Origin of the sequence: Bradyrhizobium oropedii (assembly GCF_020889685.1) — a bacterium.
GTDB lineage: Bacteria > Pseudomonadota > Alphaproteobacteria > Rhizobiales > Xanthobacteraceae > Bradyrhizobium > Bradyrhizobium oropedii.
On sequence record NZ_JACMYO010000051.1, the window covers coordinates 1 to 24,990 of the forward strand.

Annotated in this window: 25 protein-coding genes and 1 tRNA gene; 12 read left to right on the top strand and 14 right to left on the bottom strand. The window is 62.8% G+C overall.

Features of this window, described 5'->3' with window-relative positions:
- Positions 1-339 precede the first annotated feature (339 nt).
- From H8A95_RS16375 to H8A95_RS16395, 5 genes are all read left to right on the top strand, one after another.
- Positions 340-1,344 (top strand): TRAP transporter substrate-binding protein, encoded by a 1,005-nt coding sequence (locus tag H8A95_RS16375; protein WP_229184053.1) that lies wholly within the window; start codon positions 340-342, stop codon positions 1,342-1,344.
- 156 nt (positions 1,345-1,500) lie between these two features.
- Positions 1,501-2,073: a TRAP transporter small permease gene (locus H8A95_RS16380; RefSeq protein ID WP_229184054.1), complete on the top strand. Its 573-nt coding sequence runs from the start codon at positions 1,501-1,503 to the stop codon at positions 2,071-2,073.
- The gene (locus tag H8A95_RS16385) at positions 2,073-3,356 is read left to right on the top strand and encodes a TRAP transporter large permease (protein WP_092115778.1); all 1,284 of its coding nucleotides are present in this window, start codon (positions 2,073-2,075) and stop codon (positions 3,354-3,356) included. The genes H8A95_RS16380 and H8A95_RS16385 overlap by 1 nt, the downstream gene beginning before the upstream one ends.
- Positions 3,357-3,566: 210 nt before the next feature.
- On the top strand, positions 3,567-4,148 hold the full coding sequence (locus H8A95_RS16390) for a Spy/CpxP family protein refolding chaperone (protein ID WP_229184055.1): 582 nt from the start codon (positions 3,567-3,569) through the stop codon (positions 4,146-4,148).
- Positions 4,149-4,324: 176 nt separating this feature from the next.
- Positions 4,325-4,400 (top strand) — tRNA-Lys (locus H8A95_RS16395).
- 58 nt (positions 4,401-4,458) lie between these two features.
- On the opposite strand, the gene H8A95_RS16400 is transcribed toward H8A95_RS16395, so the two are convergent.
- Together H8A95_RS16400 and H8A95_RS16405 are read right to left on the bottom strand one after the other, a co-directional pair.
- Complete coding sequence (locus H8A95_RS16400; protein WP_229184056.1) at positions 4,459-5,688, bottom strand: site-specific integrase; 1,230 nt, start codon at positions 5,686-5,688, stop codon at positions 4,459-4,461.
- A 273-nt stretch (positions 5,689-5,961) separates the two neighbouring features.
- Positions 5,962-6,180: a helix-turn-helix transcriptional regulator gene (locus H8A95_RS16405; protein WP_229184057.1), complete on the bottom strand. Its 219-nt coding sequence runs from the start codon at positions 6,178-6,180 to the stop codon at positions 5,962-5,964.
- Between the two features lie 412 nt (positions 6,181-6,592).
- On the opposite strand from H8A95_RS16405, the gene H8A95_RS16410 reads away from it, so the two are divergent.
- Positions 6,593-7,423, top strand: coding sequence for a DUF4145 domain-containing protein (locus tag H8A95_RS16410; RefSeq protein WP_229184058.1), 831 nt, complete (start codon positions 6,593-6,595; stop codon positions 7,421-7,423).
- A gap of 255 nt (positions 7,424-7,678) precedes the next feature.
- Here H8A95_RS16410 and ccoS read toward each other — a convergent pair whose 3' ends face one another.
- From ccoS to H8A95_RS16455, 9 genes are all read right to left on the bottom strand, one after another.
- Complete coding sequence (gene ccoS / locus H8A95_RS16415) at positions 7,679-7,831, bottom strand: cbb3-type cytochrome oxidase assembly protein CcoS (RefSeq protein ID WP_229166507.1); 153 nt, start codon at positions 7,829-7,831, stop codon at positions 7,679-7,681.
- A gap of 16 nt (positions 7,832-7,847) precedes the next feature.
- A complete protein-coding gene (locus H8A95_RS16420; protein ID WP_229184059.1) occupies positions 7,848-10,097 on the bottom strand; it encodes a cation-translocating P-type ATPase in 2,250 nt (749 codons plus the stop codon).
- A gap of 24 nt (positions 10,098-10,121) precedes the next feature.
- Positions 10,122-10,916 (bottom strand): DUF2189 domain-containing protein, encoded by a 795-nt coding sequence (locus tag H8A95_RS16425; RefSeq protein ID WP_229184060.1) that lies wholly within the window; start codon positions 10,914-10,916, stop codon positions 10,122-10,124.
- Positions 10,913-11,164, bottom strand: a complete 252-nt coding sequence (locus H8A95_RS16430; RefSeq protein ID WP_229184061.1) for a hypothetical protein — start codon at positions 11,162-11,164, stop codon at positions 10,913-10,915. The genes H8A95_RS16425 and H8A95_RS16430 overlap by 4 nt, the downstream gene beginning before the upstream one ends.
- Positions 11,161-12,045 (bottom strand): cytochrome-c oxidase, cbb3-type subunit III, encoded by an 885-nt coding sequence (gene ccoP, locus H8A95_RS16435; RefSeq protein ID WP_229184062.1) that lies wholly within the window; start codon positions 12,043-12,045, stop codon positions 11,161-11,163. Before ccoP ends, H8A95_RS16430 begins: the two co-directional genes overlap by 4 nt.
- Positions 12,036-12,206, bottom strand: a complete 171-nt coding sequence (locus H8A95_RS16440; RefSeq protein WP_229166502.1) for a cbb3-type cytochrome c oxidase subunit 3 — start codon at positions 12,204-12,206, stop codon at positions 12,036-12,038. Before H8A95_RS16440 ends, ccoP begins: the two co-directional genes overlap by 10 nt.
- Positions 12,203-12,946, bottom strand: a complete 744-nt coding sequence (gene ccoO, locus H8A95_RS16445) for a cytochrome-c oxidase, cbb3-type subunit II (RefSeq protein ID WP_229184063.1) — start codon at positions 12,944-12,946, stop codon at positions 12,203-12,205. Before ccoO ends, H8A95_RS16440 begins: the two co-directional genes overlap by 4 nt.
- Before the next feature lie 5 nt (positions 12,947-12,951).
- Entirely contained in the window at positions 12,952-14,607 is a 1,656-nt protein-coding gene (ccoN, locus tag H8A95_RS16450; protein ID WP_229184064.1) for a cytochrome-c oxidase, cbb3-type subunit I, read from the bottom strand.
- A 128-nt stretch (positions 14,608-14,735) separates the two neighbouring features.
- Positions 14,736-15,095 carry a hypothetical protein gene (locus tag H8A95_RS16455; protein ID WP_229184065.1) on the bottom strand — a complete coding sequence of 120 codons (360 nt, stop codon included), beginning with the start codon at positions 15,093-15,095 and terminating at the stop codon, positions 14,736-14,738.
- 311 nt (positions 15,096-15,406) lie between these two features.
- Between H8A95_RS16455 and H8A95_RS16460 the strand changes: the two genes are divergently transcribed.
- Positions 15,407-15,622 carry a dodecin family protein gene (locus H8A95_RS16460; RefSeq protein WP_229166498.1) on the top strand — a complete coding sequence of 72 codons (216 nt, stop codon included), beginning with the start codon at positions 15,407-15,409 and terminating at the stop codon, positions 15,620-15,622.
- 74 nt (positions 15,623-15,696) lie between these two features.
- Here the strand turns inward: H8A95_RS16460 and H8A95_RS16465 are convergent, their stop codons facing one another.
- Genes H8A95_RS16465 through H8A95_RS16475 form a run of 3 tightly spaced genes read right to left on the bottom strand, consistent with a single transcriptional unit; the run spans position 15,697 to position 19,469 of the window.
- A complete protein-coding gene (locus H8A95_RS16465) occupies positions 15,697-17,034 on the bottom strand; it encodes an adenylate/guanylate cyclase domain-containing protein (RefSeq protein ID WP_338027858.1) in 1,338 nt (445 codons plus the stop codon).
- Between the two features lie 24 nt (positions 17,035-17,058).
- Positions 17,059-18,069, bottom strand: a complete 1,011-nt coding sequence (locus H8A95_RS16470) for a cytochrome d ubiquinol oxidase subunit II (protein WP_229184067.1) — start codon at positions 18,067-18,069, stop codon at positions 17,059-17,061.
- Positions 18,066-19,469, bottom strand: a complete 1,404-nt coding sequence (locus H8A95_RS16475; protein ID WP_229184068.1) for a cytochrome ubiquinol oxidase subunit I — start codon at positions 19,467-19,469, stop codon at positions 18,066-18,068. The genes H8A95_RS16470 and H8A95_RS16475 overlap by 4 nt, the downstream gene beginning before the upstream one ends.
- Positions 19,470-19,795: 326 nt before the next feature.
- On the opposite strand from H8A95_RS16475, the gene H8A95_RS16480 reads away from it, so the two are divergent.
- From H8A95_RS16480 to H8A95_RS16500, 5 genes are read left to right on the top strand one after another with little or no spacing between them, the layout of a single operon-like run.
- Complete coding sequence (locus tag H8A95_RS16480) at positions 19,796-21,151, top strand: NAD(P)/FAD-dependent oxidoreductase (RefSeq protein WP_229184069.1); 1,356 nt, start codon at positions 19,796-19,798, stop codon at positions 21,149-21,151.
- The gene (locus tag H8A95_RS16485) at positions 21,148-22,146 is read left to right on the top strand and encodes an HlyD family secretion protein (protein WP_229184070.1); all 999 of its coding nucleotides are present in this window, start codon (positions 21,148-21,150) and stop codon (positions 22,144-22,146) included. Before H8A95_RS16480 ends, H8A95_RS16485 begins: the two co-directional genes overlap by 4 nt.
- Before the next feature lies 1 nt (position 22,147).
- Positions 22,148-23,335, top strand: coding sequence for an ABC transporter permease (locus H8A95_RS16490; protein WP_229184071.1), 1,188 nt, complete (start codon positions 22,148-22,150; stop codon positions 23,333-23,335).
- Entirely contained in the window at positions 23,332-24,525 is a 1,194-nt protein-coding gene (locus H8A95_RS16495; protein WP_229184072.1) for an ABC transporter permease, read from the top strand. The genes H8A95_RS16490 and H8A95_RS16495 overlap by 4 nt, the downstream gene beginning before the upstream one ends.
- Positions 24,526-24,981 carry a hypothetical protein gene (locus H8A95_RS16500; protein ID WP_229166490.1) on the top strand — a complete coding sequence of 152 codons (456 nt, stop codon included), beginning with the start codon at positions 24,526-24,528 and terminating at the stop codon, positions 24,979-24,981.
- The last annotated feature ends 9 nt before the right edge of the window (positions 24,982-24,990 follow it).

Consider the following 24,990-nt stretch of genomic DNA (forward strand, 5'->3'; position numbering starts at 1 on the left):
TTTCGCAGGGACGACAGCTGTGGTTGCTGTGAAAGCAGTCTACGCCGTGGGCGGCGGGGGGCAGCGGCCAATTTAGCCACCAGCATTCGCGCCCGGCGAACTCGCCATTGCCAAACCTCGCATTGACCGTGCGGCCATGGCCGGGCACAGCGTGCGGGCGGTGTCGTTGAACGGTTGCAAGAGCCGAAGGAGATACCGCCGGATCGGATTTTGCAGTGCAGCAATGACGGAATCGGCCCCTGCTAAAGGGGCAATGGCAATCGTCGGTGCTTGTCTGTAATGGTGCGACCGGATGTCCCGGGGCCGGTGTTCGTGCTCCGCAATTACGCGGGAGGAAACATGCGTAAACTCATTTTGGCTGCGGCGTCGATCGCGGCCTTGACCTTTGTCGGGCAGGCCTCGGCGCAGTCGCCGATCGTCCTCAAGTTCAGCCACGTGGTGGCATCGGATACGCCGAAGGGCAAGGCGGCCGACAAGTTCAAGGAACTCGCCGAGAAGTACACCGGCGGCAAGGTGAAGGTCGAGGTGTATCCGAACTCGACGCTCTACAAGGACAAGGAAGAGCTCGAGGCGCTGCAGCTCGGCGCCGTGCAGATGCTGGCGCCATCGAACTCGAAGTTCGGCCCGATCGGCATCAAGGAGTTCGAAGTCTTCGATCTGCCCTACATCCTCCCCGACCTGAAATCGCTGCGCAAGGTGACCGATGGCCCGCTCGGCGCCCAGCTGCTCAAGAAGCTGGATTCCAAGGGCATGATCGGTCTCGCCTATTGGGACAACGGCTTTAAGCAGATGAGCGCCAACAAGAAGCTGGTCGCGCCATCCGACTACAAGGGGCTCAAGTTCCGCATCCAGTCGTCGAAGGTGCTGGAAGCCCAGTTCCGCGCGCTCGGTGCGATCCCGCAGGTGATGGCGTTCTCCGACGTCTACCAGGCGCTGCAGACCGGCGTGGTCGACGGCCAGGAGAACACCTGGTCGAACATCTACACCCAGAAAATGCATGAGGTGCAGAAGTACGCCACCGTCACCAATCACGGCTATATCGGCTACGTCGTGGTCGTGAACAAGAAGTTCTGGGACGGCCTGCCGGCCGATATCCGCGACGAGCTCTCCAAGGCGATGAAGGAAGCGACCGAGTTCGGCAACAGCCAGTCGGCCAAGGAAAACGAGGACGCGCTCGCCGAGATCAAGAAGGCCGGCAAGACCGAGATCGTCGCCTTGACGCCGGAGCAGGATGAGGCGATGCGCAAGGCGATGATGCCGGTCTACAAGGACGTGGCGTCGCGCGTCGGCCAGCCGCTGATCGACGAATTCCTGAAGGAAACGGGCCGCAGCCCGATGAACTAGGGCATGATCCGGAACACTGGACTGCGGTTTTCTGGATAGACCATGCTCAGCAAAACGCGGATCTGAACCGCAAATCTAACGAATGCCGCGGCCACGTGAGGCCGCGGTTTGGGTGCCGTGGCCGGTTGCCGCATCAGGCCATGACAGGGGAGATCAATGCTGCTTAAAATTCTGGACCGGCTCGAGGAAATCATCATCGCGAGCCTGATGGGCGCTGCGACGCTCCTGACCTTCGTCACGGTCGTGCACCGCTTTTTGGTCGACGTTCCCGTGCTCTATCCGTACCTGTTCGGCATCAACCTCGCATGGTCGCAGGAACTCTGCATCTACATGTTCATCTGGATGGCGAAGTTCGGCGCCGCATATGGCGTGCGCACCGGCATCCATGTCGGCGTCGACGTGCTGATCAATCGCCTCAATGACGCCTGGCGCAAGCGCACCATCACTTTCGGCCTGCTCGGCGGCGCGCTGTTCACCGCGATCGTCGGCACCATGGGCGCCAAGTTCGTGTTCGAACTGATGCACACCGACCAGGTCTCGCCGGACATGGAGATCCCGAGCTGGATCGTCTACGCCTGCATCCCGCTCGGCTCCTACCTGATGTGCTTCCGCTTCCTGCAAGTGTGCTGGAACTACTGGTGGACCGACGAGCTGCCACATCATGACGCCTCGCATGTCGACGGCGTCGAGACCAGCAAGACTGCGCCTGTCGCGCTTGGAGAAGCGTGATGAGCGCCGCACTTATCTTCGGACTGCTGTTTGCCCTGATGCTGACGGGCATGCCGATCTCGATTTCGCTCGGCCTGACCGTGCTCACCTTCCTGTTCACGATGACCGAGGTGCCGATCGAGAGCGTCGGCCTGAAACTGTTTTCGGGCCTCGACAATTTCGGCATCATGGCGATCCCGTTCTTCATCCTGGCCGGCACCTTCCTGACTCGCGGCGGCGTCGCGCGGCGGATGATCGCGTTCACGACCTCATTAGTGGGGCATCTACCGGGCGGCCTTGGGCTGGCCGGCGTTGCGGCCTGCGCGATGTTTGCGGCGATCTCGGGCTCGAGTGTCGCCACTGTGGTCGCGATCGGCTCGATCATGATGCCGGCGATGGTCGATCACGGCTATCCGAAGCGGTTCGGCGTCGGCGTGATCTCGACCTCGGGCGCGCTCGGCATTCTGGTGCCGCCCTCGATCATCCTGGTGCTGTACGGCGTCTCGACCAACACTTCGATCGGTGCGCTGTTCATGGCCGGCATCGTGCCGGGCGTCCTGCTTGCGCTAATGCTGGCGGCGGTGACCTTCTTCGTCGCCCAGCGCAACGGCTATCCGAAGATGCCGCGCGCGACCATCGGCCAGCAGTTCACCGCCTTCCGCGAAAGCATCTGGGGTCTCTCGCTGATCGCGATTGTGCTCGGCGGCATCTATGGCGGCATCTTCACGCCGACGGAAGCAGCCGCGGTCGCCGCGACCTACGCCTTCTTCATCACCGTGTTCGTCTACAAGGAGCTGAAGCTCTCCGAGGTGCCGAAGGTGCTGTTGCAGGCGGCGAGCATGAGCTCGATGCTGCTCTACATCATCACCAACGCGGTGCTGTTCTCGTTCCTGATGACGCATGAGCAGATCCCGCAGGAGATGGCGGCCTGGATCATCGACAAGAACTTCTCGGTGTGGATGTTCCTGCTGGTCGTCAACGTCATCCTGCTGCTCGCCGGCAACGTGATGGACCCGTCGTCGATCCTCCTGATCATGGCGCCGATCCTGTTTCCGCTGGCGACCAAGCTCGGTGTGCATCCGGTGCATCTCGGCATCCTGATGATCGTCAACACCGAGGTCGGGCTGTGCCATCCGCCTGTTGGCCTTAACCTCTATATCGCGAGCAGTATTGCCAAGATGGGTATCAGCGAGATCACGATCTCGGTGCTGCCGTGGCTGTGCGCGATGCTGGTGTTCCTCGGCCTGATCACTTACGTGCCGGAGATCTCGCTGTGGCTGCCGCGGCTGCTCGGAATGATCTGACGCACGCATGATCCGGAAAAGTGTGCAGCGGTTTTCCGATGAGATCATGCGTAACAACAAGAAATCCAGAGCGCGACCTCGCGCTTTGGATGTTTCTGACGGGCAATGAAGCGGATTACATCTTGGTAAGACAGGTCTCTCTGTCCAATCCGTAAGTTGAAGGCAGCAGCAGGCGGTATCATCTTCGAGCAACCTTCAAAGGAGGTTCGGATGAATAAAGTTCTGCTCGCCGGCGTCGCGGCGCTCACGATTGCCGGTTCGACTGCGGCCTATGCCCAGCATCGTCCCTGGTTCCACGGCCATATGCGGATGAGCGCCGAGGATCGCGCCGCCTTCCTCGACGCGCGCATCGCCGCGGTGCACGCCGGGCTGAAGCTCACCGCCGATCAGGAAAAGCTGTGGCCGCCGGTCGAGGCCGCGGTGCGTGACTTCGCCAAGATGCGGATCGATCGCGCCAATGCGCGGATGGCCGTCGAGAAGACCGACGCGGACAAGGCCGACAAGCCGGATGATCCGATCGCGCGTCTGCGTGAGCGCGCCGACAACATGGCGGCGACCGCGACGTCGCTGAAGAAAATCGCCGATGCCGCCGACCCCCTCTACAAGACGCTCGACGACAACCAGAAGCGGCGGCTCACCCTGCTCACCCACATGGAAGGCCGCGGATTCGGCGCCGAGGGCTGGCGCCGCCACCGCCTCGAGCGCGGCATGGACCGCTGGGAACGCGGCGGCCGCGACCACCATTTCGACCACGATGACGGGCCGGATCAGGAGCGCTCGGGCCGGCTCTGAGCGCCAGTCGACGACGCTTTCCCCAAGCCCATGAAAGGCCGCCGGAATCCGGCGGCCTTTCGGCTGTCGGGAGGGTTCGCAAAAGTCGGGAAAACTTGCGCCAGCTTGCTGGACATAGCGGAATCGCTTTGCTAAACGACGGCCTCTCTTGCGAGGGTCATTTCCGGACGAGTTCCGGGCGCATAGCTCAGTTGGTAGAGCAGCTGACTCTTAATCAGCGGGTCCCAGGTTCGAGCCCTGGTGCGCCCACCAATCCTCTCAACGAGTTAGCAGGGATACGAGGTCGTCATTCTGACAACGTGTCACCTGCTTATTCTGACAAATTCCCCCTATCCGTTCTCGCGTTCAGTCGTTTGCGCCCGGCGATCTGCCGCTGCGCGTCGGTCTCCTTCGCGTACCGGAGCAAGGCGGCGGTACTCTTGTGGCCCCCCAGCGCACGCATCTGTGCGTCGGTCAACCCGGAGTTCGCGCCGTCTGTATGTCCTCCGTGCCGGAAGGTCGTGAAGGTGATGTCGTCAGGGAGGCCAGCGAGGCGGCAGATTCGACGTACCTCGGCCTGGACGTAGCGCATGGGGTTCCGGCCGCCCGTCATCCAGGGAAGATGGACTTTCTTCCGGCGGTCGGCGTTGTCGCGCATCACGACCAGTGTTCCCGTACGCTTCGCTACTTCGAGCCGAGCCGTCATCTCGGGCCAGAGAGCAGTGCCGTCGGTGTCGAACAGGGGAACGGCTACCTTCTCGGTCTTCCTGTTCTTGTGGTGCCAGGCCAGAACATGGTCCTGCCGGTCGGCAGGGCGGTAATCCGACCATGCGAAGCGACCGAAGATGTCCTCCTCGCGCACCAGCCAATAGAACGCGATCATTGCCGCGGTGCCCAGCGACGGGGTGCCGTCGGCGTCGGCCGCGGTTACGAACTGGATCAATTCGGGTAGCGTTGCCGCTCTGTTTTGCTTGGGCTCATATTCGATCTCGAGCCCTTTGAACGGGTTTGCCGTCGGCACCACCGTCGGATGGGCGCGATGCGCGACGTCCCATGCGCGCTTGCAAACGGTCATGGATAGCAGGGCGCTCCTGTGCCGTGTCTTTCCGTTCGAGCCCACCTTCAGCTTCTCGTACAACCGATCGACGGCATGGGCATCGATGCTCTTGATGTGTAGAGCTCCGAACCGGCGTCCATCCTTGAGGGAGTACCCCGCCACATCATTCAGCGCGCGGTCGTAGCTGGCTTGAGTGCGGGCTGGGCGGTTGGTGAACTTCTTGCTGGATCGATATGCGGCAACGAGCCAATCGAACGACCCCACTATGGCGCGAGGCCTCCTGAAGTCATCGGTAGCACCACCGGTCCGCCAGCTGTCGAACGCAGGATTCAGGAATTCGTCGCATCGTGCCTTCGCTGCGCCGTAGTCGGTCCCAAGCGCCTCGCTGGTGATCGGGTAGTCGCGTTTTCGCGCCCAGGACGGCGCGTTCCAGTAATAGCGTAAGCCGCTCGCGGTCTGCTTGGCCTCCATGTAGTCGGGCCAGCCTGGTGGTTTGCGTTTCATCCGATCAGCGCCGCTGCATCTTCAGATTCTAGGCGATCATGCTGCAGCCCGTGACGGTGGGCAATGCTGGCGTCCAGCTTGTGGCGGTGCCATTTTGGATGGGAGCCTTTCTCGCGCCTTGGAGGCGGATACACGCCTCTCGAAACCTTTGCGAGAAATGCCTCTACGCTCGGCTCGTCGCAGTAAGCCGCAGCTGTCTCGGCCCTCATCTCCAGAGGCCAAGCTCCAACCGGCATTGCGACAGGGCGCGCCATACGCTTGTCCTTGAAAACTCTATCCCGCGGCTTTCGACCGTGCTGCGGCCCAAGCGATCGGATCGGCTTCCCACGCCAGCACCTCAGACCTCCGCCAGCCCGGCGTGTGGGGAGCGAGCGCGACCCTGTTGGGAAAGAGGCCGGCGATCTCCGCGCGTTTCCTTGCGCGATCACTCACCGGGTGGACTTTCTCAACTTCGCTTTTCAGCATGAAGTTGGGTTCAGCCTGAGTGGTCATCAGTCGTCTCATCCATTGGTCGAAGGGTCGTTTAGTGTCTGCGGTCAATACTAGGCGCTCGGGGGCGAAATGGTATTTTTTCCTAGTGTTGTCCACATGAAAAAGACAAATAGATGTTTGTTATCAGGTGGTTACCTACCAGTTCGGTACTGGTTCGGTAACTGCGGAGAAACGGTTCGGTTGCACTGGAGAAGAGGTTCGGTATTGGTGGGGAAGTAGTTCGGTACAAGTAGGGGAGCGGTTCGGTGGTGGTGGGGAAGCGGTGGTAATGATATTGAACGAGAAGTGGTGCGCATAAGACGGCACAACTCTTTGAGCTGATGACTGAATTGGCAGTGGTTGCTTGATGGGGGTTTCGAGCAATTTTGATTTTCTTGCGGTGCAGGACGAGCGTCTTGCGCGGCTGGGCGCGTTGGCCGAGCGCTATTTCTTCGATGACGCCCCATCGACACTGATCAAGCTGCGGCAGCTCGGCGAATTCCTCACCAAGGAGGTCGCAGCCCGGCACGGTCTTCTGCCGTCCAGCACTGCGACTTTCGACGAGGTGCTGCGGACTCTGAAAGTTCGAGGTGTGCTACCGACCGAGGTCGCGAACCTCCTTTTCCACCTGAAGCGCGTTGGTAATGCTGCGGCTCACGAGAATGTAGGCTCGACAGCAGATGCGCTCGCTGCGCTGAAGATTGCGCGCGGTGCGGCCGTATGGTTCCACCAGAGCTATGGTGGTCGGCCGAACTACCGGCCCGGTCCATTTGTCCCCCCAACGCCTCCTGTTGACGCCACGGTCGCTCTCAAAGCCGAACTGGAAGAGCTGCGGAAGGTGGTCAGCGTCAGCTCCGATGAGGCAGCGAAAGCATTGCTTGCGTATCGGGACGCAGAAGACGCGCGCCTGAAGGCGATCTCGGAAGCAGAAGCATACCGGCAGGACAAGGAATTCTGGGAGACCTATGCCGCCGAAACCGAGGCCGGCATGCGAAGGACCGAGGCCGCATTGAAGGCGGCCCAAGCTGCGGCGGAGGCCGCACCGCCACAGCAGCTCGATCTCCTGGCGCAGCTCGCCAACCGGCAGGCACAACAGGTCGAGCTCGACGAGGCGACCACGCGCGTCCTGATCGACGAGCAGCTCCGCGCCGCTGGTTGGACTGTCGACAGCCGTAAGCTGCGGCACGCAGCCGGCACGCGGCCGCAGTCAGGGCACGCGATAGCGATCGCCGAATGGCCGACCGACAGCGGTCCCGTCGATTAGATTCGATGGCACAGGTCGATCACGTGCCCGTCGTAGAATGGGATAATTGGGCGAGCAAAACGGACAATCCTGTTCCGCCCTTCGCGGGAGGGTACCGCTTGCTGCAGAATTAGAATCGGATTGTCCGGGCGGGGAGCGATGTGCTCCCTAGCCAGGCTTCGCCTGGGCCGCCGTGTTCCTTGCCGTGAACAGTATCTGCTTCGCAGCGCTATCGCGCCCTCCGTACCGGAGCGTCTTTCGCCGCCTGACGATTGGCTATTCCGGACCGAGCTTGCTTTCGAACAGGATCCGCTCAGCGGCACCTTCGAGGTCATCGTATTGGCCGTTCCGAAGCGTCCACATGAATGAAGCGAGGCCGGCCAATCCCAATCCTATCGCGATCGGCACGAGAAAAAAGAAGTCGATCATTTGTGCATCCCGAGTATCACGGGCCTTGTATCGCGGGCTTTGCCGCCCGAACGACATCCCGCGATTCGCGTTGCGTCCGGCAGTCAAGCCGTAGCGCGTTGGCGACAACCGTTACCGATGAAAGCGACATGGCGACCGCGGCAAGAAGCGGCGTCACCGTGCCGAGCACGGCGAGCGGGATCGCCACGATGTTGTAGGTGATCGCCAACGCAAAATTCTGCCGGACCAGAGCACGCGCCGCGCGCGATATTGCGATCGCCTCAGGGACCGCCTCGAGGCTATCGCGCAAAAACACGAGATCGGCGGCGTTGCGTCCGATATCGGAAGCCGACGCCGGCGCCATCGACACATCCGCCGCACGGAGCGCGGGTGCGTCGTTCAGTCCGTCGCCGACCATCAGCACCGTATTGCCGGCCTGCTTCAACGCCGAGATGTGTAGGACCTTGTCGGACGGTCCGGCATCGGATGTCCAGGTCAAGCCAAGTTGTCGGGCAACGTCGCGCACGCGCGGCTCGCGGTCGCCGGACAGAATTTCTACGAACGCTCCCGATCCTCTGAGCTCGGCGACGGCCTCTCGCGCTCCAGCGCGCAATGTGTCGTCGAGGCGGAAATCGGTCGCGCCCACGCCGTCGATCGCAAGTGTCACGGTCGCATCACGATCATTCGCGGGAATTTGTCCTCCGGTAACGGCCCAGTCTCGACGTCCCAGGCGATAGACGTGGCCGCCGCGTCTTGCTTCGACACCTTTGCCGGGAAATTCCGACACCGCGTCGAAGACGGCTTGTCGACCGTCGGGGCCCAACGCGGCCACCGCTTGCGAATAGGGGTGGCGCGAGTGCATCGCGATCGCAGCGGCGAGGCCCAGGATATCGGCATCGGTTCTGCCGCTCGCCGCAGGCCGCGGCCGGCCGGCAGTCAGCGTGCCGGTCTTGTCGAAGACCACGACATTTGTTTCGGCGAGCCGTTCGAGGGCGCTGCCGTCTTTGATCATGATGCCCTTTTTGAACAGCCGCCCGGCGGCGACAACGTGCACCATTGGAACGGCGAGGCCGAGCGCGCACGGGCAGGTGACGATCAGGACCGCGATCGCAATGGTGACGGCCCGGTGCGCATCGCCGGTCGCGATCATCCAGCCAACGAAGCTCAGAAACGCAACCGAGTGAACCACCGGCGCGTAAAGCCGTGCGGCGCGGTCGGCGATCCGGCGATAGGCCGATCGGCCGGTTTCCGCAGCCTCCATCATCCGCCTCATCTCGGCCAGGAACGAGTGATCAGCCGTGGCGGTCGCGACGACGGTCAGTGGTCCCGACAAATTGAGAATGCCCGCCTGCAGCTCTGCACCCTCGATGGCTTGCCGCGGGGCGCTCTCGCCCGACACCAGCGAATAATCCAGCTCGGAGACCCCCTTGAGCACCCGCGCATTGACCGGGACCCGGTCGCCGGCCGCCAGCAGGATGGTCATTCCAGGCTCGATCTCATCAACCGGCAGATACGCCCGGCTGCCGTCGGGCCGCAGGACGAGTGCGCCGCGCGCGGCTAACCGCGCCAGCCCGCCAACCGCCTCCCGCGCCCGCTCGCGCATGATATGGTCCAGCGTCCGGCCGATCAGGAGAAAGAACAGGAGCGATACCGCCGCGTCGAAATAGGCGTAAGGTCCATGATGAAGGGTCTCGTACAGGCTCATGGCGAAGGTGAGCAGGACGCCGATCGAGATCGGGACATCCATGTTGGTCCGGCCGTGCTTCAGGCTGCGCCAGGCGGAGCGGAAGAAAATCCGGCCGGAATAGACAAGCGTCGGAAGCGCGATCAGCGCCGATATCCAGTGGAACAGATCGCGCGTCTCGGCTTCCGCGCCCGCCCAGATCGAAACCGACAGCAGCATCACGTTGGTCGAGGCGAAGCCCGCAACCGCCAGCGCGCGCAGCAATTGCGCCAGCGCCGCGTCCTGCTTTCCGGTGTCGATATCGTGGACATGGGCCCGATAGCCGATCGCTGTCAGCGTCGGGATCAGGGGAGGCGGTGAATCGCCGCGCCAGAGAACCGTGACGCGGCGGGTCGAGAGATTGGCCCGCGCTTCTGCCACGCCTTCGAGCTTGCGAAGGGCCGCCTCGATCTGCTGCAGGCAACCGCCGCAATGGATGTCGGGCACCGACAGGTCGGTCTGACGGAGATCGTCATGGACGGTCCGGCTTGCAAGCAGGATCTCGTCGTCAACGGCTTTGACCTGCTGAAGGTAGAGTTCGGCGCCGGGGGCACAGCAGCTCATCGGGAAGCTCCATCAGTTTCGCGGTCAAGCCTCCTCCGGCTGCACGGCACGATAGGCGTGCCAGGTGGCATGACCGAGCAGGGGGTAGATCACGATCAACCCGAACATGCCGGTGCCGAGACCTGCAAGAAACAACGCGAGCACGATCGCCGCCCACACCAGAAGGACGCGCAAATTGTTCCAGACCAGGGCCATACTGGAGCCCATCGCGGTCAGCGCGTCGGTGCGCTGGTCGAGCAGCATCGGAATTGAGAACGCGCTGATCGCGAAAGAGAAGGCAGCGAACAATCCGCCGGCGAGGGTGCCGACGGTCAGCATCGCCCAGCCGGTGCCTGATGTGAACAGCATCGGCGCGATATGGCCGAGGCCGGGGAATGCCACCATGCCGAAGAACAGCGCATAGATCAGCACGGCCGCACGGATCCACACGATCATCAGCAGGCAGAGCAGGACGCCGGTGAACAGAATCTGGCCGCCGGAACGCGGCCTGACGAAAAAGAGGTTTTGCCAGCGCACCGGCAGGCCTTCCTCGATCCGCCGGCTCTTCTCGTAGAGCCCGACGGCCAGGATCGGGCCGATCACCATGAAGCCCGCGAAGACCGGAAACAGGATGTAGTCGCGCTTGAGCGCGATCAGGCCCGACACCAGGATCAGGGAGATCGCGAGGATCAGCACGCCATAGGCCAGGCTCAGCGGCATCTGCGTGACGAAATCGCGCCAGCCTTGTGCCAGCCATTTGACGGGATCGGCCATCGTCAATGGCCGAGCCCATTTGTTGATCGTCGGGAGCGGCGGCGCGACGGAAGGGAGCATCGTCATCGCTCGTTTCCTTGTGCAGGAGGGCGGCGGGCGGACGGCGAACAGGACGAGTTGGCCGCGCGGTAGAGGCCCGGTTCGCTACCGGCTTCGTTCTGGCGGAGGTGGTCGACGCAGGCCGGCTGCGAGCTCGACGCGACATAGAGCAAGTGCGCATTGGCGGCCAGCACGGCGACCACGCCGCACGCGATCAGGGACCAGAGCGCCACGGTCGCCCTGCCGCGCCGCCGTTCGAAGGCAAGGTCGGTCATTCGGGCGGTATCCTCTTGTCGACGAGGTAGAGCGTCAGGATCTTGCGGTCGAGCTGGGAGAGCCGGCTTTCCCAGGTCGGCATGTGGCCCTGACGTCCGCCCCACACCGTGGTGTCGATCGTGTCGAAATCGCCGCCATAGATCCAGAAGCGATCGGTCAGATTGGGAGCGCCGAGTTCCGGATTGCCCTTGGCGTCAGCTCCGTGGCAGGCCACGCAATTTGCAGCGAAGATCGCCTTGCCGGCTGCGATCGCCGCGGGATCGACATCATCCGCGCGCGGATGCGACAAGGAATAGATGAAGCGCGCCACCTTGATGACGTCCTGGCGCGGCAGCATCTGGTCGCGGCCGAATGCCGGCATCTGTGAGACGTGCGTGTCCGGATGCGCGGAGTTGACACCGACGCGGATGGTGTTGAAGACATCTTCAGGCTTGCCGCCCCAGAGCCACGAGTTCGTCGTCAGGTTCGGAAAGCCGGGACCGCCCCTGGCATCGGCGCCATGGCACGCCGCGCAATTGTTGCCGAACAGGGTGTGACCGGTCTCGCGCACGATTGTCATCAGACGCGCATCAGACTGGATCGCGGCAAAATCCTCGGTCTCGATCCGCTTGGTCCAGACGCTGCGTTCGAGTGCGGCATCCTGCAGCGATGCCGCTACGAGCTTGCGCTGGTCGATGCCAAGCAGGCCTTTGGTGTAGGTCACGCCAAGCGGCCAGGCCGGCATCAGCACCCAGTAGCCGACCGAGAACAGGAACGCCAAGGTCAGGAAAAAATAGAGCACGCGCGGGACCGGCGTGTTCAGCTCCTTCAGGCCGCTCCACTCGTGACCGGTCGTGAGATAGCCCGTATAGGCGTCACGATCTGGATGCTCTACCGCCATGGTTCTGCCTCATCGCGAAGGATCGATCGGGCCGCCTCGTCGAATCGTTGCTTGTTCGACGGTTTCATCGCGTGAATCGCCACAGCGACCGACAGGGCGATCAGGTAGAACAGCCCGAACGACTTCGAGAAGCCGACCAGGAACGCGTGCTCGACGATCATTGGCCGGCCTCCACCTCTGCAATCGATTTGCGCGCCGCGTCGGTGAGATGCCCAAGCACCTGGAGATAGGCGACCAGCGCGTCCATTTCGGTCAGGCGGGTTGGCTGGCCGTCGAATGCGCGCAATGTTGTGGCCTTGCCATAACGCTTGATGACACCGTCCGCCTGTGGCGCATCCGGGTTGGACTGCGCGTATGCGTCGCTTGCGGCGTTGGCGATCATGTCGTCGGTGTAGGGTACGCCGACCTTGCGCTGGGCCCTCAGGTGAAGGTCAAGATCGTCGGTGCGCAATTCCGTTGTGAGCAGCCATCCGTAGGCCGGCATCACCGAGACCGGCACCACATCGCGCGGATTGTTCAGGTGTGCGACGTGCCATTGGTCGGAATATTTCTCGCCGATCCGGGCGAGGTCTGGACCCGTGCGCTTCGATCCCCAGAGCATCGGGTGGTCGTATTTCGACTCGACCGCGAGCGAATAGGGGCCATAGCGATCGACCTCGTCGCGCAGCGTCCTGATCATCTGCGAATGGCAGGCGTAGCAGCCTTCGCGGATGTAGATGTTGCGTCCAGCGAGCTCGAGCGGTGTGTAGAGCCGCATGCCGGGCGCGTCTTCGACGGTCTGGTGAATGGTGAAGAGGGGGGCGATCTCGACCATCCCGCCGATGCTCGCGGCCGCGATGATCCCGAGGGTAAGGCCGATCGCCTTGCTCTCCAGCCGGTAGTGAAATCCGAACAACGACATGATGTTCACTCCGCGGCCTGCGGGATGCCCGCGCCGAGCACGACGTGCTGGGGAAGATCACCCGCATGTTCAGCAGCCGTGCCCGGCAGCTTGATCGTCTTCCAGACATTGTAGGCGCCGAGACACCCGCCGATCAGGAACAGCAATCCGCCGACGGCGCGCGCGATGTAGTAAGGGTGCATCGCGACCAGTGTGTCGACGAAGGAATAAGCGAGCGTGCCGCTCTCATTGTAGGTCCGCCACATCAGTCCCTGGACGATGCCGGAATTCCACATCGCGAAAACGTAGATGACGGTGCCGGCCAGCGCGAGCCAGAAATGCGCCTCGATGAGCTTGGGCGAGTACATCCGCTCGCGTTTCCACAGCCAGGGCACGCACGCGTAGATCGATCCGAAGGTGATCATGGCCACCCAGCCGAGCGCGCCGGCGTGAACGTGGCCGATCGTCCAGTCCGTGTAGTGCGACAGCGAATTCACCGAGCGGATCGCCATGAACGATCCCTCGAAGGTCGTCAGTCCGTAGAACACGCCAGCGACCATCATGAAGCGCAACGTGGCGTCGTCGCGGACCTTGTCCCAGGCACCATTCAGCGTCAGCAGCACGTTGCCGGCGGAAGCCCAGGACGGGATCAGGAGCATCAGCGAGAATGTCATGCCGAGCGTCTGCACCCACTGCGGCAGTGCGGTGAAGTGCAGGTGATGTGATCCGGCCCACATGTAGAAGAACGTGATTCCCCAGAAGCTGATGATCGACATCCGGTAGGAATAGATCGGTCGACCGGCGCGCATCGGCAGGAAATAGTACATCATGCCGAGGAAGCCGGCGGTCAGGAAGAATGCGACCGCGTTGTGCCCGTACCACCACTGTGTCATCGCATCCTGCACGCCGGAGAAGGCTGAGTAGCTCTTGGCGTGACCGATCGAGACCGGAACGGCGAGGTTGTTGACGATATGCAGCATCGCCACCACCAGGATGAACGCCATGTAATACCAGTTCGATACGTAGATGTGAGGCTCCTTGCGCCGGGCCAGTGTGCGCAGATAGAGAATGAAATAGGTGACCCACACCACGACCAGCCAGAGGTCGGTGTACCATTCCGGTTCGGCGTATTCCTTGGACTGGGTAATGCCCATCATGTAGCCGGTGACGGCGAGTAGGCAGAACAGGTTGTAGCCGAACAACACGAACCAGGGGGTCACCTGGTCCGGCAGGCGGGCGCGCGAGGTTCGCTGCAGCACGTAGAACGATGTCGCGATCAGCGCATTGCCGCCGAATCCGAAGATCACGGACGTGGTGTGGACCGGCCGCAGCCGTCCAAAGCTCGACCAGCCGGCGCCGAAGGTGAGATCGGGATTGACCAACTGCCAGGCGACCCAGTCGCCAACCGCGAGTCCGACGACTACCCACATCATCGAGAGGACAATGCCGACCTTGCTCGGATCGTCATAGTAGTGCCTAAGGCGATCTTCGGAGGGCGGCGGAGCATAATAGCTCCCGCCGATGCGGAAGATCATGATGATGCTCGCGGCAGAAATCAGAGCACCATGAACGCCCATGAGGTCGTCCCGGCCGGCCAGGATCATCAGGCCGCCGAGAAGGGCGATAGCCGCGCTGATCATGATCGCGTGCTGCCGCTCTATCAGGGTCAATTGGGCGATCATGCGACTGTCCCCGCGCATTTGTAAGAACCTGGGCAAGTCTTGCGCCGATGTAGCTTGGCATCGCGAAGGCGCTTGTCGATTCGAGGACGTCTTTGCTGCGTTTCGCAGCTGATTCATTGCGGAAGGAGTTAGTTTCGCTGCGCGGTCCAATAGCCCAGGCACTGTGCGCTTCCGGAGTGGCCGCGCCATGTGCCGCGGCCCGTGGTATTGGACAGGCGGCCCGTGCCAGCGGCGTATTTCTCATGAACGGTTACCGAAGCGCGAACGGCGCCCGATCTCGCGACGTGCCCCCTGAATTTCACCAGGTTGGGGTGCGTCACGACCCCGTTGAAAACATTGACCGTGAAGTTATAGCTCGGATCGCAGTCGCCGCTTTGGGTCACAAAGAGGAGATCCCAGGACCCGTCATAGGCCGAGCGCGCATGTGCTGCGGGCGTCAGGGCCACAATGCAATTCGTTGCCATCACACAAAGCCAAAGCCGTTTCATGGTCATCTCTCCGAGGCATTCTTGTCGCGTTCAACCCGGTCGGTGGGCTGCACCAATCAGAACAGCCTGCACGATTTCACAGGGCGCTTGCCGCGATCTCACCCTGTCCAACGGCAAAACGCTTGTTCAGATTTGTCTCAATCGTCCTGCACTGGCGAAATTGCCGTCGCGCCGTCGGACAGATGACGGCCTGGCCAACGTTTGCAGGCAGCCGCCACCACGCCGCGTCCTTTCGGCATTGACATCGTGGTGCTAGGCTTGATGCCGGCAGGGAGCATCTGCGCCCTGCTTCATACCGAACGGAGGACGACATGCCTGAGAGCGTCTACAAGGTCATTGAACTGATCGGTACCAGCAGCGATTCCTGGGAGAAGGCCGCCGCCAACGCGGTCGAGCAGGCCGCAAAGTCACTGCGGGATCTTCGTGTCGCCGAGGTCATCAAGCTCGACGTACAACTGGACGCCAAGGGCAAGGTCGAGGCCTATCGTGCCAAGCTGAACGTGTCGTTCAAGTTTGAAGGCACCTGAGTAGATCAGCCTCGCCCTGCTTGCGGGGCGAGGCTGGCCTTACGCAGTGCAGCAATCAGAAGGGGGCATCCCGGTCAGGCCACGGGAGCGGCTTCAACCGTCTGTGCACCCTCGATCATGAGGCTCGAGATTGTACCAAATACGGAAATCCAGGCGGCGCGCATCTCGGGGCTGAATTCATCGCCGAGGAACTCCACCAGTGTCAGCAGCAGAGCGCTAGCGACCTTGTTGTAGTGGTTCATGGAAGCTCCATATCGGCAATGACGCTGTCCCAGCTCTCGCACGCCGCCTTTGATGTCCGCGATCCGGTTTAGTCCCTTGACCAGCGAGCTCAGCATCGACACCGATATGCGTTGCTGGGCAGCAAGGTCGTTCTTGAACAACGGACGCAGTTCCGGGTTGGCTTCAAACAAAATGGTGTAGAAGCGTTCGCCGAACGCGATCAGGCGGGGCGCGATCCGATGGAAGGACGATTGGACGAGGTGAATCGGATCGGGGCTTATGAAGCCATCGCAGGCGTGCAGCAGGGCGGCTTCGGAAGTACCCTTGAGGCGAAGCCTGTTGGAGACGCCAAGACGAAGTGCGCCGGACAAATGGGTGACGACGCTGTCGCTTAGCAGGATTGGGGCATTGAGCTGCTTTGTCATGCGCTCGATCCGGCTGGCGACGTTCACGGTATTGCCGATCACCGTGATCTGCCGCTTTCCCGGATGGCCAACATGGCCCAGGATCGCCGGGCCAAAATGTACGCCGATGCCGATACGCAATGAAATGTTGAGATCGCGCTCGAAGATCGGAGAGAGCCGCGTTGCGGCGTCTTGCATCCCGATCGCAGCGCGAACCGCATTGCGGCACGCGACCGCGGGTGCCTCGCCCCTGATCCCAAAAACTGCAAGCAAGCCGTCCCCGATATACTTGTCGATGAAGCCGTTGTTGTTCAGCACCACTTCGGCGGCCGCGGCGAAGTGGCCGTTCAGGAAGTAGACGACGTCGTAGGGCAGGCTGCGTTCGGTCTGGCTCGTGAAGTTGCGTATGTCGCAGAAGAGCACGGCGACATCCAGCTCTCGCTCCTCGGCTCCCGAACTCGCGCCTAACTCGTCGAGGTCGAGGACGACGACGTCCTGCGGGCTCTGCAACAGCCGGCGTGCAACGACGTTGCCATATATCCTGGTCTGACAGGCGAGACGCGTGAAGTCGTCCCAGCCGCGCTGTGCCGCGACTTGCTCCTCGAGTGGTGCGCGCGCCGAGACCTGCGAGAGACCGTCGAGAATCCGAACGCGGCAGGTCGTGCAGCGCGCCTGACCGCCGCACTGGTGGTGATGCGGAATGCGGTTTTCGATCGAGGCGTCGAGCAAGGTCTGACCACTGGATGCCTCGATCGTAACTCCGTGAGGGTAGGTTATCCGATGCACGGTATCAGCTCCCGCAGATTCCCATCACTGGTATCCGATGTCGGCTCGCACCTTTCCGCGGAACACCCAGTAGGACCAGCCGGAATAGGTCAGGATGACGGGCAGCAGAAACAGCGTGCCTACCAGCAGGAAGGCCTGGGTGCGCGGCGAGGAGGCGGCATCCCACAGCGTCAACTGATAGGGAACGATCATCGGATAAAGGCTGATCGCGATGCCGAGATAGGACAGCAGAAACAGCCCGATCGCGCCGAGGAAGGGCATTGCCTCGGCTCTGCCGCTGAGCGCGCGCCAGGTAACGAACCCGACCGCGGTCGTAAGCACCGGCACCGGTGCGAACAGCAACATGTTCGGCCAGTCGAACCAGCGGGCTGCGACCGTCGGGCTGATCATCGGCGTCCAGATGCAGACGATGCCGATCGCGGCAGCCACGCCCGCGAGACAGATCCGCCCATGGCGGCGCGCTGCGGCCTGGACGTCGCCTTCGGTTTTCAGGATCAGCCAGCCAGCGCCGAGCAGGCCGTAGCCGAACATCAGGGCAGCGCCGGTCAGGACGGAGAACGGGGTCAAGAATGCGAACGAGGTGCCGCCGAATTGCCCGTCAACGACGGAAAACCCCTGGATGAAAGCGCCTAGCACGAGCCCTTGGGCGAACGTTGCGATGGCCGATCCATAGCAGAACGCGTGATCCCAGAACGTCTTGTTCTCGGCGTCACGGAAACGGAATTCGAACGCCAGACCGCGGAACACCAGCGCGAGCAGCATCACGAGGATGGGAAAGTAGACCGCGGGAATGATCACGGCGAATGCGACCGGAAACGCAGCCAGCAGGCCGATGCCGCCAAGCAGCAGCCAGGTTTCATTGCCGTCCCAGATCGGCGCGATGGAGTTCATGATGGTGTTTCGGGCACCGGTGTCGGGCGCCAGGCCATAGAGCATTCCGACGCCGAGGTCGAAGCCATCGAGCAGGACGTAGAAGAATACGGCCAATCCGAGTATGACGGTCCAGATCGGGACAAGATCGAGAACCTGGGTCATAGCGTTTTTCCTTTCGCTACGGCGATTGCGGGCGCAAGAACGGGTCCGGCGGGACGCCCGGCCTCGACGGCGGCGTCTGCCTCGGGTGTCTCCATCGGGCCTCTGCGCACCAGCCGCAGCATGAGGATGAGGCCCCACGGATAGATCAGCAGATACACGGCCATGTAGCCCAGCAGCGACAGCGTCACGTCGAGACCCGTGAGCGACGGCGACACGGAGTGCGCGGTGCGCAAGAGCCCGTAGATCGTCCAGGGCTGGCGTCCGACTTCGGTGACGAACCAGCCGGCGATCACGGCGATAAAACCGAGCGGAATGCCGTACTGGCACAGCCGAAGGTAAAGCGGCGTGTCATAGAGCCGCCCGCGCCAACGCAGCCACGCGCCGGCCACGACCAGCAGGAACATCACGCCGGCACAGCCGACCATGGCACGGAATGCGAAGAACGGAATCGCGACCGGGGGACGCTGATCGGCCGGAAAGTCCTTCAAGCCCTTCACCTGGCCGTCGAGGTCATGCGTCAGGATCAGGCTGCCGAGCCATGGAATCTCGATCGCGTATTTGTTGCGCCCCTCCTTGTCATCGGGCACGGCGAAGAGCGTCAACGGCACGCGCCGCGCGGTATCCCAGCGCGCCTCGATCGCCGCGAGCTTTGCCGGCTGATGGTCGCGCGTATTGAGGCCGTGCAAGTCGCCGACGACGATCTGCAGCGGCACCAGCACGGTCAACATCCACAGTGCCATCGATAGCATGGTGCGCGACTCCGCCACCGAACGGCCGCGGCGGAGCAGGTAGGCGCCGACGCCGAGCACCACGAAGCCGGTGGTCGTGAAGAAGGCGATGACGGTGTGGGCCAGCCGGTAGGGGAACGACGGATTGAAGATCACCTCGATCCAGTCCTTCGGATAGAACTGGCCGTTGATGATCTCGTAGCCCGCCGGCGTCTGCATCCAGCTGTTGGCGGACAGGATCCAGAACGACGAGAACAGCGTTCCCAGCGCCACCATGACGGCCGCCACGAAGTGCGCCCAGGGCGGGACCAGCTTGCGGCCGAACAGCAGCACGCCGAGGAATGCCGCTTCAAGGAAGAAGGCCGTCAAGCCCTCATAGGCGAACAGGGGGGACAGCACATTGGCGCCGGCTGAGGCGAACCGACTCCAATTGGTGCCGAACTGGAATGGCATGATGATGCCAGTCACCACGCCCATGCCGAAGGCGATCGCGAAAATCTTGATCCAGAAGGTCGAGATGCGGACGTAGACCTCGTGCCCGGTCTTCAGCGCCAGGCCTTCCACGACGGCGATGAAGGAGGCAGCGCCCACGGTAAAGGCCGGCAATAGGATGTGCCAGCCGATCACCCAGGCAAACTGAATACGCGATAGCAGCACAGGGTCAAAGGACATCGCGGACCTCGCATGATCTGGTGGCAGACGCCGGTGAGGCTTGCTCTTCCGGGGCAGCTTTCGACTGTTGCTGCCTGATATGCCGATCCGGGCGATGGAGTGCGTGCATCGGTTTGACCGCAGCGGGACGTTCTTGCCGCGTAGTGTCTGACCCGCAGCCAGTTCCTCAAGCACGCCCCAACCTCGGCGGAACCGAGAACCGGTTCGAACGCGGCAAGAGCGTTCTAGGCTTGGCAACCCCGTTCAAGCGCGGAGGGGCAAGCCGAAGTATCTCGTCTCGGACAATGGGCAGACGGCCTCAGCAGGAAAGATCGTCAGGGACGCCGATGAGCACCGTTTTGACCGAGAATCTTTCGCAAGCGAAGAGCACGCCGGACGCCGAGCTGCAATCGAGGCGCAAGCGCATCGTGATCGTCGGCGGCGGATTTGCCGGGATCGCCGCCGCGCGTGCACTGAGGAAGGTCGATGCCGAGGTGATTCTGATCGATCGGCGCAACCATCATATCTTCCAGCCGCTGCTGTACCAGGTCGCGACTGCGGTCCTGGCCCCGTCGGAAATCGCGACGCCGATCCGCCAGCTCGAAGCCAAGCAGAAGAACCTCAGCGTGGTGCTGGCCGAGGTCACCGGCATCAGCTTGAGTGGGCGCACGGTCGAGGCGATCCATCCAGGCCTTGGTCTTCGCAAGCTTGGATTCGATTACCTCGTCGTCGCAGCGGGGATGCGCCCGAGCTATTTCGGGCACGACGAGTTCGCGCTGTACGCGCCGGGCCTCAAGAGCCTCAACGAGGCCGAGACGATCCGCACCAAGATCCTCAGCGCCTTCGAATTGGCTGAAGCGACAGAAGACGACGCCGAACGGGCTCGCCAGATGACGTTCGTGCTGGTCGGGGCGGGCCCGACCGGCGTCGAGCTGGCGGCGTCGATCGCCCACATGGTCTCGATTACGCTGCGCGACAATTTTCGCAGCATTGATCCGGCGCGAAGCCGGATCGTCCTGGTCGATGGCGGCAATCGTATCCTGCCGACGTTCGCCGAATCCCTGTCCGGGAAGGTCGAGCGGCGGCTCGCGCGGCTCGGGGTCGAGGTAAGGACCGGCCTGAAAGTCGAGAAGGTCGACGAGCAGGGCGTTGTTGCCGGCGGCGAGCGCATCGCCAGCGCCACCGTGCTGTGGACCGCTGGAGTGGCGGCGTCACCGGTCGTGAAAATGCTCGGTACCAAGACCGATCGGGCGGGACGCGCGCTGGTCGGTCCCTACATGGAAATCGGAGAAGCTGGCGATGTGTTCGTGGCCGGTGATGCGACATCAATGACACAGGACGACCACCCGGTGCCGGGTGTCGCGCAGGCGGCGATCCAGCAGGGTGGGTTCGTCGGCCGGCTGATCGCCAATCGCGTCACGGGACGCAAGGACGGCCGCCCGTTCCGTTACCGCAGCAAGGGCAACATGGCGGTTGTCGGCAAGAATTTCGCGATCCTGGAGGCCGGCCATTTGCGCACCAGCGGCTTTGCGACCTGGGTCGTGTGGGCCGTTCTCCACGTGCTCGCATTACCCCAGCTTCAGAACCGCTTCAGGGTCCAGACGCAATGGCTGTGGTCGTATCTGACCGGCCAACGCAGTTCGCGGCTGATCACGGAAGCGCCCCGTCCCATCGACCCCGGCAAGCAGAAATCCGCACCATGAGCGCCTCATCCGCAGCCTTGAAAACTGTCCGCTGGATCGTCCTGGCCGGGGCCGTGCTTGGACTCGGCACTTTCCTGTGGTTTGCGACCCGACCGCCGCCGCTGACTGTCCAGGGCGAGGTCACCGCCAACCGGGTAGATGTCAGTCCCCGTGTCAACGGGCGGGTGGCAGAACTGCGCTTTGACGTCGGCGACACGGTCGATCGAGGCGTGCTGCTTGCGCAACTCGACAGCCCCCAGCTCAAGGCGGCCCTCATAGCCGCGCACGCCCAACTCGCGGTCGCCAGGGCCGATTTCGATCGGGTCTACAGCACGCGCCCGGAAAATATCGCCGCCCACAAGGCTGACCTCGCAGCGGCCGACGCCGACGTCGTTCTCGCCAAGGAGGTATTTGACCGGCAGACGAGCCTGATCAGTTCGGGTTCAACCCCGCAGCAGCGCGTCGATGAGGCTACACGCAATCTGGAGACAGCAACGCGCAAGCGCGAGGCCGCGAAAGCCGCGCTTGATCTCACCATCAAGGGCGCGAGTGACGAGGAGAAGGCGCTGGCGGGCGCGCAGGTCAAGCAGGCCGAAGCCAACCTGAACCAGCGCGAGGTCGATGTCGCCGAACTTGCGCTGCATTCCCCGACCTCGGGGCAGATCACGAGCCGCGTCGCCGAACTCGGTGAGAATTTCAGCGCCGGCGCGCCGGTGTTCTCGCTGATCGACATGGGCGATCTCTGGTTCACCTTTAATCTCCGCGAGGACCTGCTCGCCGGGTTGAAGGTCGATGACAAGTTCGACGTGACTGTGCCGGCCCTGAAATCGCAGGTCATTCCCGTGCGCGTTACGATGATCAACGTTCAGGGGCAGTACGCGACCTGGCGGGCCACGCGCGCAACCGGCGACTTCGACCTGCGGACATTCGAGGTGCGCGCGAAGCCGTTGCAGCCGGTCGACGGGCTGCGGCCCGGCATGAGCGCCATCGCGGCCTGGTCGGCACGGGGCCGCTGACATGCAGCGCCGAGACCGCGAGCGTCCGGGCTTCTCGCTGGTGTTTTGGCGCGAACTGGCCTGGCTGCGGCGGCGCCCGCTCCTATTGATGCTCACTGCCGTGATCCCGCTCGGCTTGATGCTGTTGCTGACGGCGATCCTGAGCGCCGGGCTCGCAACACGGTTGCCGATTGCCGTGCTCGACCTGGATGGTTCGGAACTCTCGCGTTCCGTCATCCGCGCCGTCGACGCCACGCCGGATACCGCAGCCGTGCTGCACGTGGCGGAATTATCGGAAGGGCGGCATCTCATCGTCGCACGTAAGATCCGCGGTCTGTTGATGCTGCCGCGGAACCTCGAGCGCGACGTGTTTGCCGGGCGCCGACCGGAGGTCGTGTTCTTCTACAACACCCAGACGTTCACGGTCGGAAACCTCGTGCTGCGCGGCGCGAATGCCGCAATCCCGACCGTTGCCGCCGGCATCCGGATCTCGCTGCGAACCGCGGAAGGGCAGCCGGTGGAGGAGGCGCAGGCCGCGATCACGCCGATCCCGCTGCAAACCCACGCGCTGTTCAATTCGACCTTGAACTACGTCCACTTCCTGCTTGCGGCGTTGTTGCCGGCGGTGCTGCAGACCCTCGTGGTGACGACCATGGCCTATGCCGTCGGCCTCGACGTCGAGACCCGTCATCGCTTCGCGGTACTGCGTCGATTGGGTGGTGGGCTTGTGCCGGCGATGTTCGGCAAGATGCTTCCATACACGATCCTGTTCCTGTCGATGCTCGGGATCGCGGACGCGGTGCTGTTCCGCTTTCTCGAGCTGCCATTGCGGGGCGATCCGTCACTGCTCGTGTTCGCCGGCGTCCTCTTCGTGCTGGCCTGCCAGTTCATCGGGGCACTGCTCGCGCTGTTGCTTCGGCAGGTAGCTGTCGCGGTCAGCATTGCCACGCTGCTGACGGCGCCGGCGTTCGGATTTATGGGCATCGGCTTTCCCCGGCTTGGCATGAACCAATTCGCCTATGGCTATGGCGAATTGCTGCCGGGCACCTGGTACCTGATGGCCCGGATCGACCAGACCATCCGGGGAACGCCGCTCGATCTGTCCTGGAAGCCGATACTGGTGCTGGTCGGCTTCGTGATCGTGCTCATCAGCTTCACCGCACTCAGGATCTGGAAGATGCGGGGCTCCAGCGAGGGCCGCGCACCATGACGATGGTCCTTGCTGTCTTTCGAAACGAGATCGGCCGGCTGTTCTCACTGCGGCCGGTGGTCTCGGTCGTGGTGGTCGCGGCGGCCGTCTACGCCGTGTTCTATCCGCAGCCCTATCTGAATGAAGCTCTGCGCAAGGTTCCGATCGCGGTCGTGGACCAGGATCGCACCCAGACCAGCCGCGAGCTGGCCCGGCTCGTCGATGCGACGCCGGACGTCGCAGTCGCCCAGGTGCTGCCGGATGTGCCGACCGCACAGCGCGAAGTCTATGCGCGATCGATCTTCGGCATTTTGCTGATCCCCCGGCATTTTGAACGCGACCTGATGCACGGCCGTACATCCCCGATCGCGCTGTATGCCGATGCCAGCTACTTCCTGATGTATCAGCGCATGAACGGTGCGGTGACGGCAGTGTCGCGTACGCTGGGGACGAGTTTCGAGGTTTCGCGTCTGGTCGGGCTCGGCGTCGATCTCCCCGTTGCCGAGGCGGCCACCGATCCGATGCCATTCATCCCGGTGCCGCTGTTCAACCCGCAGGGCGGTTACGCCACCTACATCCTGCCAGCCGCCCTCGTCCTGATCCTGCAGCAGACGTTGCTGATCGGGGTCGGGCTGCTCGGGACCTTGCCGGGTGGAGCGGCGATCGCCGTTGGCACGTCGCGGCGGCGCTTCGGCGATCTGGCCTACGAGTCGATCGCAACCGTTGCCGGCAAGCTTCTCGCATACCTGGCGGTGGAAGCTTTGATCGTCGCGACATACCTGATCGGCTTGCCATATCTCTACGGCATTCCGCGCCTTGGTTCGGTCGCGACCATCCTCGCATTTGCGTTGCCCTTCACGCTTGCGGTCGGCGCGCTGGGCTTGTTGGTCGCGGCCGCTCTCCGCAAGCCGCTCGCCATTCAACTCGTGTTCGCGGCAATCGGGCTGCCGTTTTTCTTCCTCGCCGGCTTCGCCTGGCCGGCCGAAGCCATGCCCTTGGCGGTGAGGTGGGTCGCGAAGCTCCTTCCGAGCACGCTCGCGATCGACGGCCTCGTCGACGTTGCTCAGCTCGGCGCGAGCCTGTCCGACGTACGCGGCGAGTTCCTGGGACTGTGGCTGCTCGTGGCAGTCTATGCCGGCATTGCAGTTGTCGTCGAGTTCAACAACCGGCGTCGTGCGTCAACACCTGCTCTAGTTCGGGGAGCTTCATAAATGGATGCATCGATCATCTCGGCGCTGGCTGCCTTGACCGGTACTGCCGTCGGCGGAATGAGCAGCCTGATTGCCAACCTGATGAGCCAGCGCGTCCAGCTTCGTGCACAATGGCTGTCGCATGAGAAAAATCGCCGCCAGAACCTTTACCGGGATTTCATCGAGGAAGCCTCCAAGTGCTATATCGACTCGCTCCAGCACGACGAGGCCGACATACCGAGCCTGGTCAGTCTTTACGCAAAACTTGGTCGGATGCGAGTGCTCTCGAGCGAACCGGTCGTCAGGTCTGCCGAACATATCGCAAGGAAGATCCTCGACACCTATCTGGAGCCGGATAAGAGTTTTGTCGAGCTTCGTGATATGGCACAGAACGGCGCGATCGACCTGTTGCGCGAATTCAGCACAGCAGCCCGCGTGGAATTCGAGGCGCTTGATGCCGCCCGGCGATGGTTCTGACGACCGGGG

Coding starts and splice junctions, on each gene's coding strand:
- H8A95_RS16460 (WP_229166498.1), top strand. CDS start 15,407: ATGCCTGAGAGCGTCTACAAGGTCATTGAACTGATCGGTACCAGCAGC.
- H8A95_RS16380 (WP_229184054.1), top strand. CDS start 1,501: ATGCTGCTTAAAATTCTGGACCGGCTCGAGGAAATCATCATCGCGAGC.
- H8A95_RS16495 (WP_229184072.1), top strand. CDS start 23,332: ATGACGATGGTCCTTGCTGTCTTTCGAAACGAGATCGGCCGGCTGTTC.
- H8A95_RS16430 (WP_229184061.1), bottom strand. CDS start 11,164: ATGACCGACCTTGCCTTCGAACGGCGGCGCGGCAGGGCGACCGTGGCG.
- H8A95_RS16475 (WP_229184068.1), bottom strand. CDS start 19,469: ATGTCCTTTGACCCTGTGCTGCTATCGCGTATTCAGTTTGCCTGGGTG.
- H8A95_RS16375 (WP_229184053.1), top strand. CDS start 340: ATGCGTAAACTCATTTTGGCTGCGGCGTCGATCGCGGCCTTGACCTTT.
- ccoP (WP_229184062.1), bottom strand. CDS start 12,045: ATGGCGGTAGAGCATCCAGATCGTGACGCCTATACGGGCTATCTCACG.
- ccoS (WP_229166507.1), bottom strand. CDS start 7,831: ATGATCGACTTCTTTTTTCTCGTGCCGATCGCGATAGGATTGGGATTG.
- ccoO (WP_229184063.1), bottom strand. CDS start 12,946: ATGTCGTTGTTCGGATTTCACTACCGGCTGGAGAGCAAGGCGATCGGC.
- H8A95_RS16490 (WP_229184071.1), top strand. CDS start 22,148: ATGCAGCGCCGAGACCGCGAGCGTCCGGGCTTCTCGCTGGTGTTTTGG.
- H8A95_RS16440 (WP_229166502.1), bottom strand. CDS start 12,206: ATGATCGTCGAGCACGCGTTCCTGGTCGGCTTCTCGAAGTCGTTCGGG.
- H8A95_RS16500 (WP_229166490.1), top strand. CDS start 24,526: ATGGATGCATCGATCATCTCGGCGCTGGCTGCCTTGACCGGTACTGCC.
- H8A95_RS16420 (WP_229184059.1), bottom strand. CDS start 10,097: ATGAGCTGCTGTGCCCCCGGCGCCGAACTCTACCTTCAGCAGGTCAAA.
- H8A95_RS16390 (WP_229184055.1), top strand. CDS start 3,567: ATGAATAAAGTTCTGCTCGCCGGCGTCGCGGCGCTCACGATTGCCGGT.
- H8A95_RS16470 (WP_229184067.1), bottom strand. CDS start 18,069: ATGACCCAGGTTCTCGATCTTGTCCCGATCTGGACCGTCATACTCGGA.
- H8A95_RS16480 (WP_229184069.1), top strand. CDS start 19,796: ATGAGCACCGTTTTGACCGAGAATCTTTCGCAAGCGAAGAGCACGCCG.
- H8A95_RS16405 (WP_229184057.1), bottom strand. CDS start 6,180: ATGACCACTCAGGCTGAACCCAACTTCATGCTGAAAAGCGAAGTTGAG.
- H8A95_RS16385 (WP_092115778.1), top strand. CDS start 2,073: ATGAGCGCCGCACTTATCTTCGGACTGCTGTTTGCCCTGATGCTGACG.
- H8A95_RS16425 (WP_229184060.1), bottom strand. CDS start 10,916: ATGACGATGCTCCCTTCCGTCGCGCCGCCGCTCCCGACGATCAACAAA.
- H8A95_RS16455 (WP_229184065.1), bottom strand. CDS start 15,095: ATGAAACGGCTTTGGCTTTGTGTGATGGCAACGAATTGCATTGTGGCC.
- ccoN (WP_229184064.1), bottom strand. CDS start 14,607: ATGATCGCCCAATTGACCCTGATAGAGCGGCAGCACGCGATCATGATC.
- H8A95_RS16400 (WP_229184056.1), bottom strand. CDS start 5,688: ATGAAACGCAAACCACCAGGCTGGCCCGACTACATGGAGGCCAAGCAG.
- H8A95_RS16485 (WP_229184070.1), top strand. CDS start 21,148: ATGAGCGCCTCATCCGCAGCCTTGAAAACTGTCCGCTGGATCGTCCTG.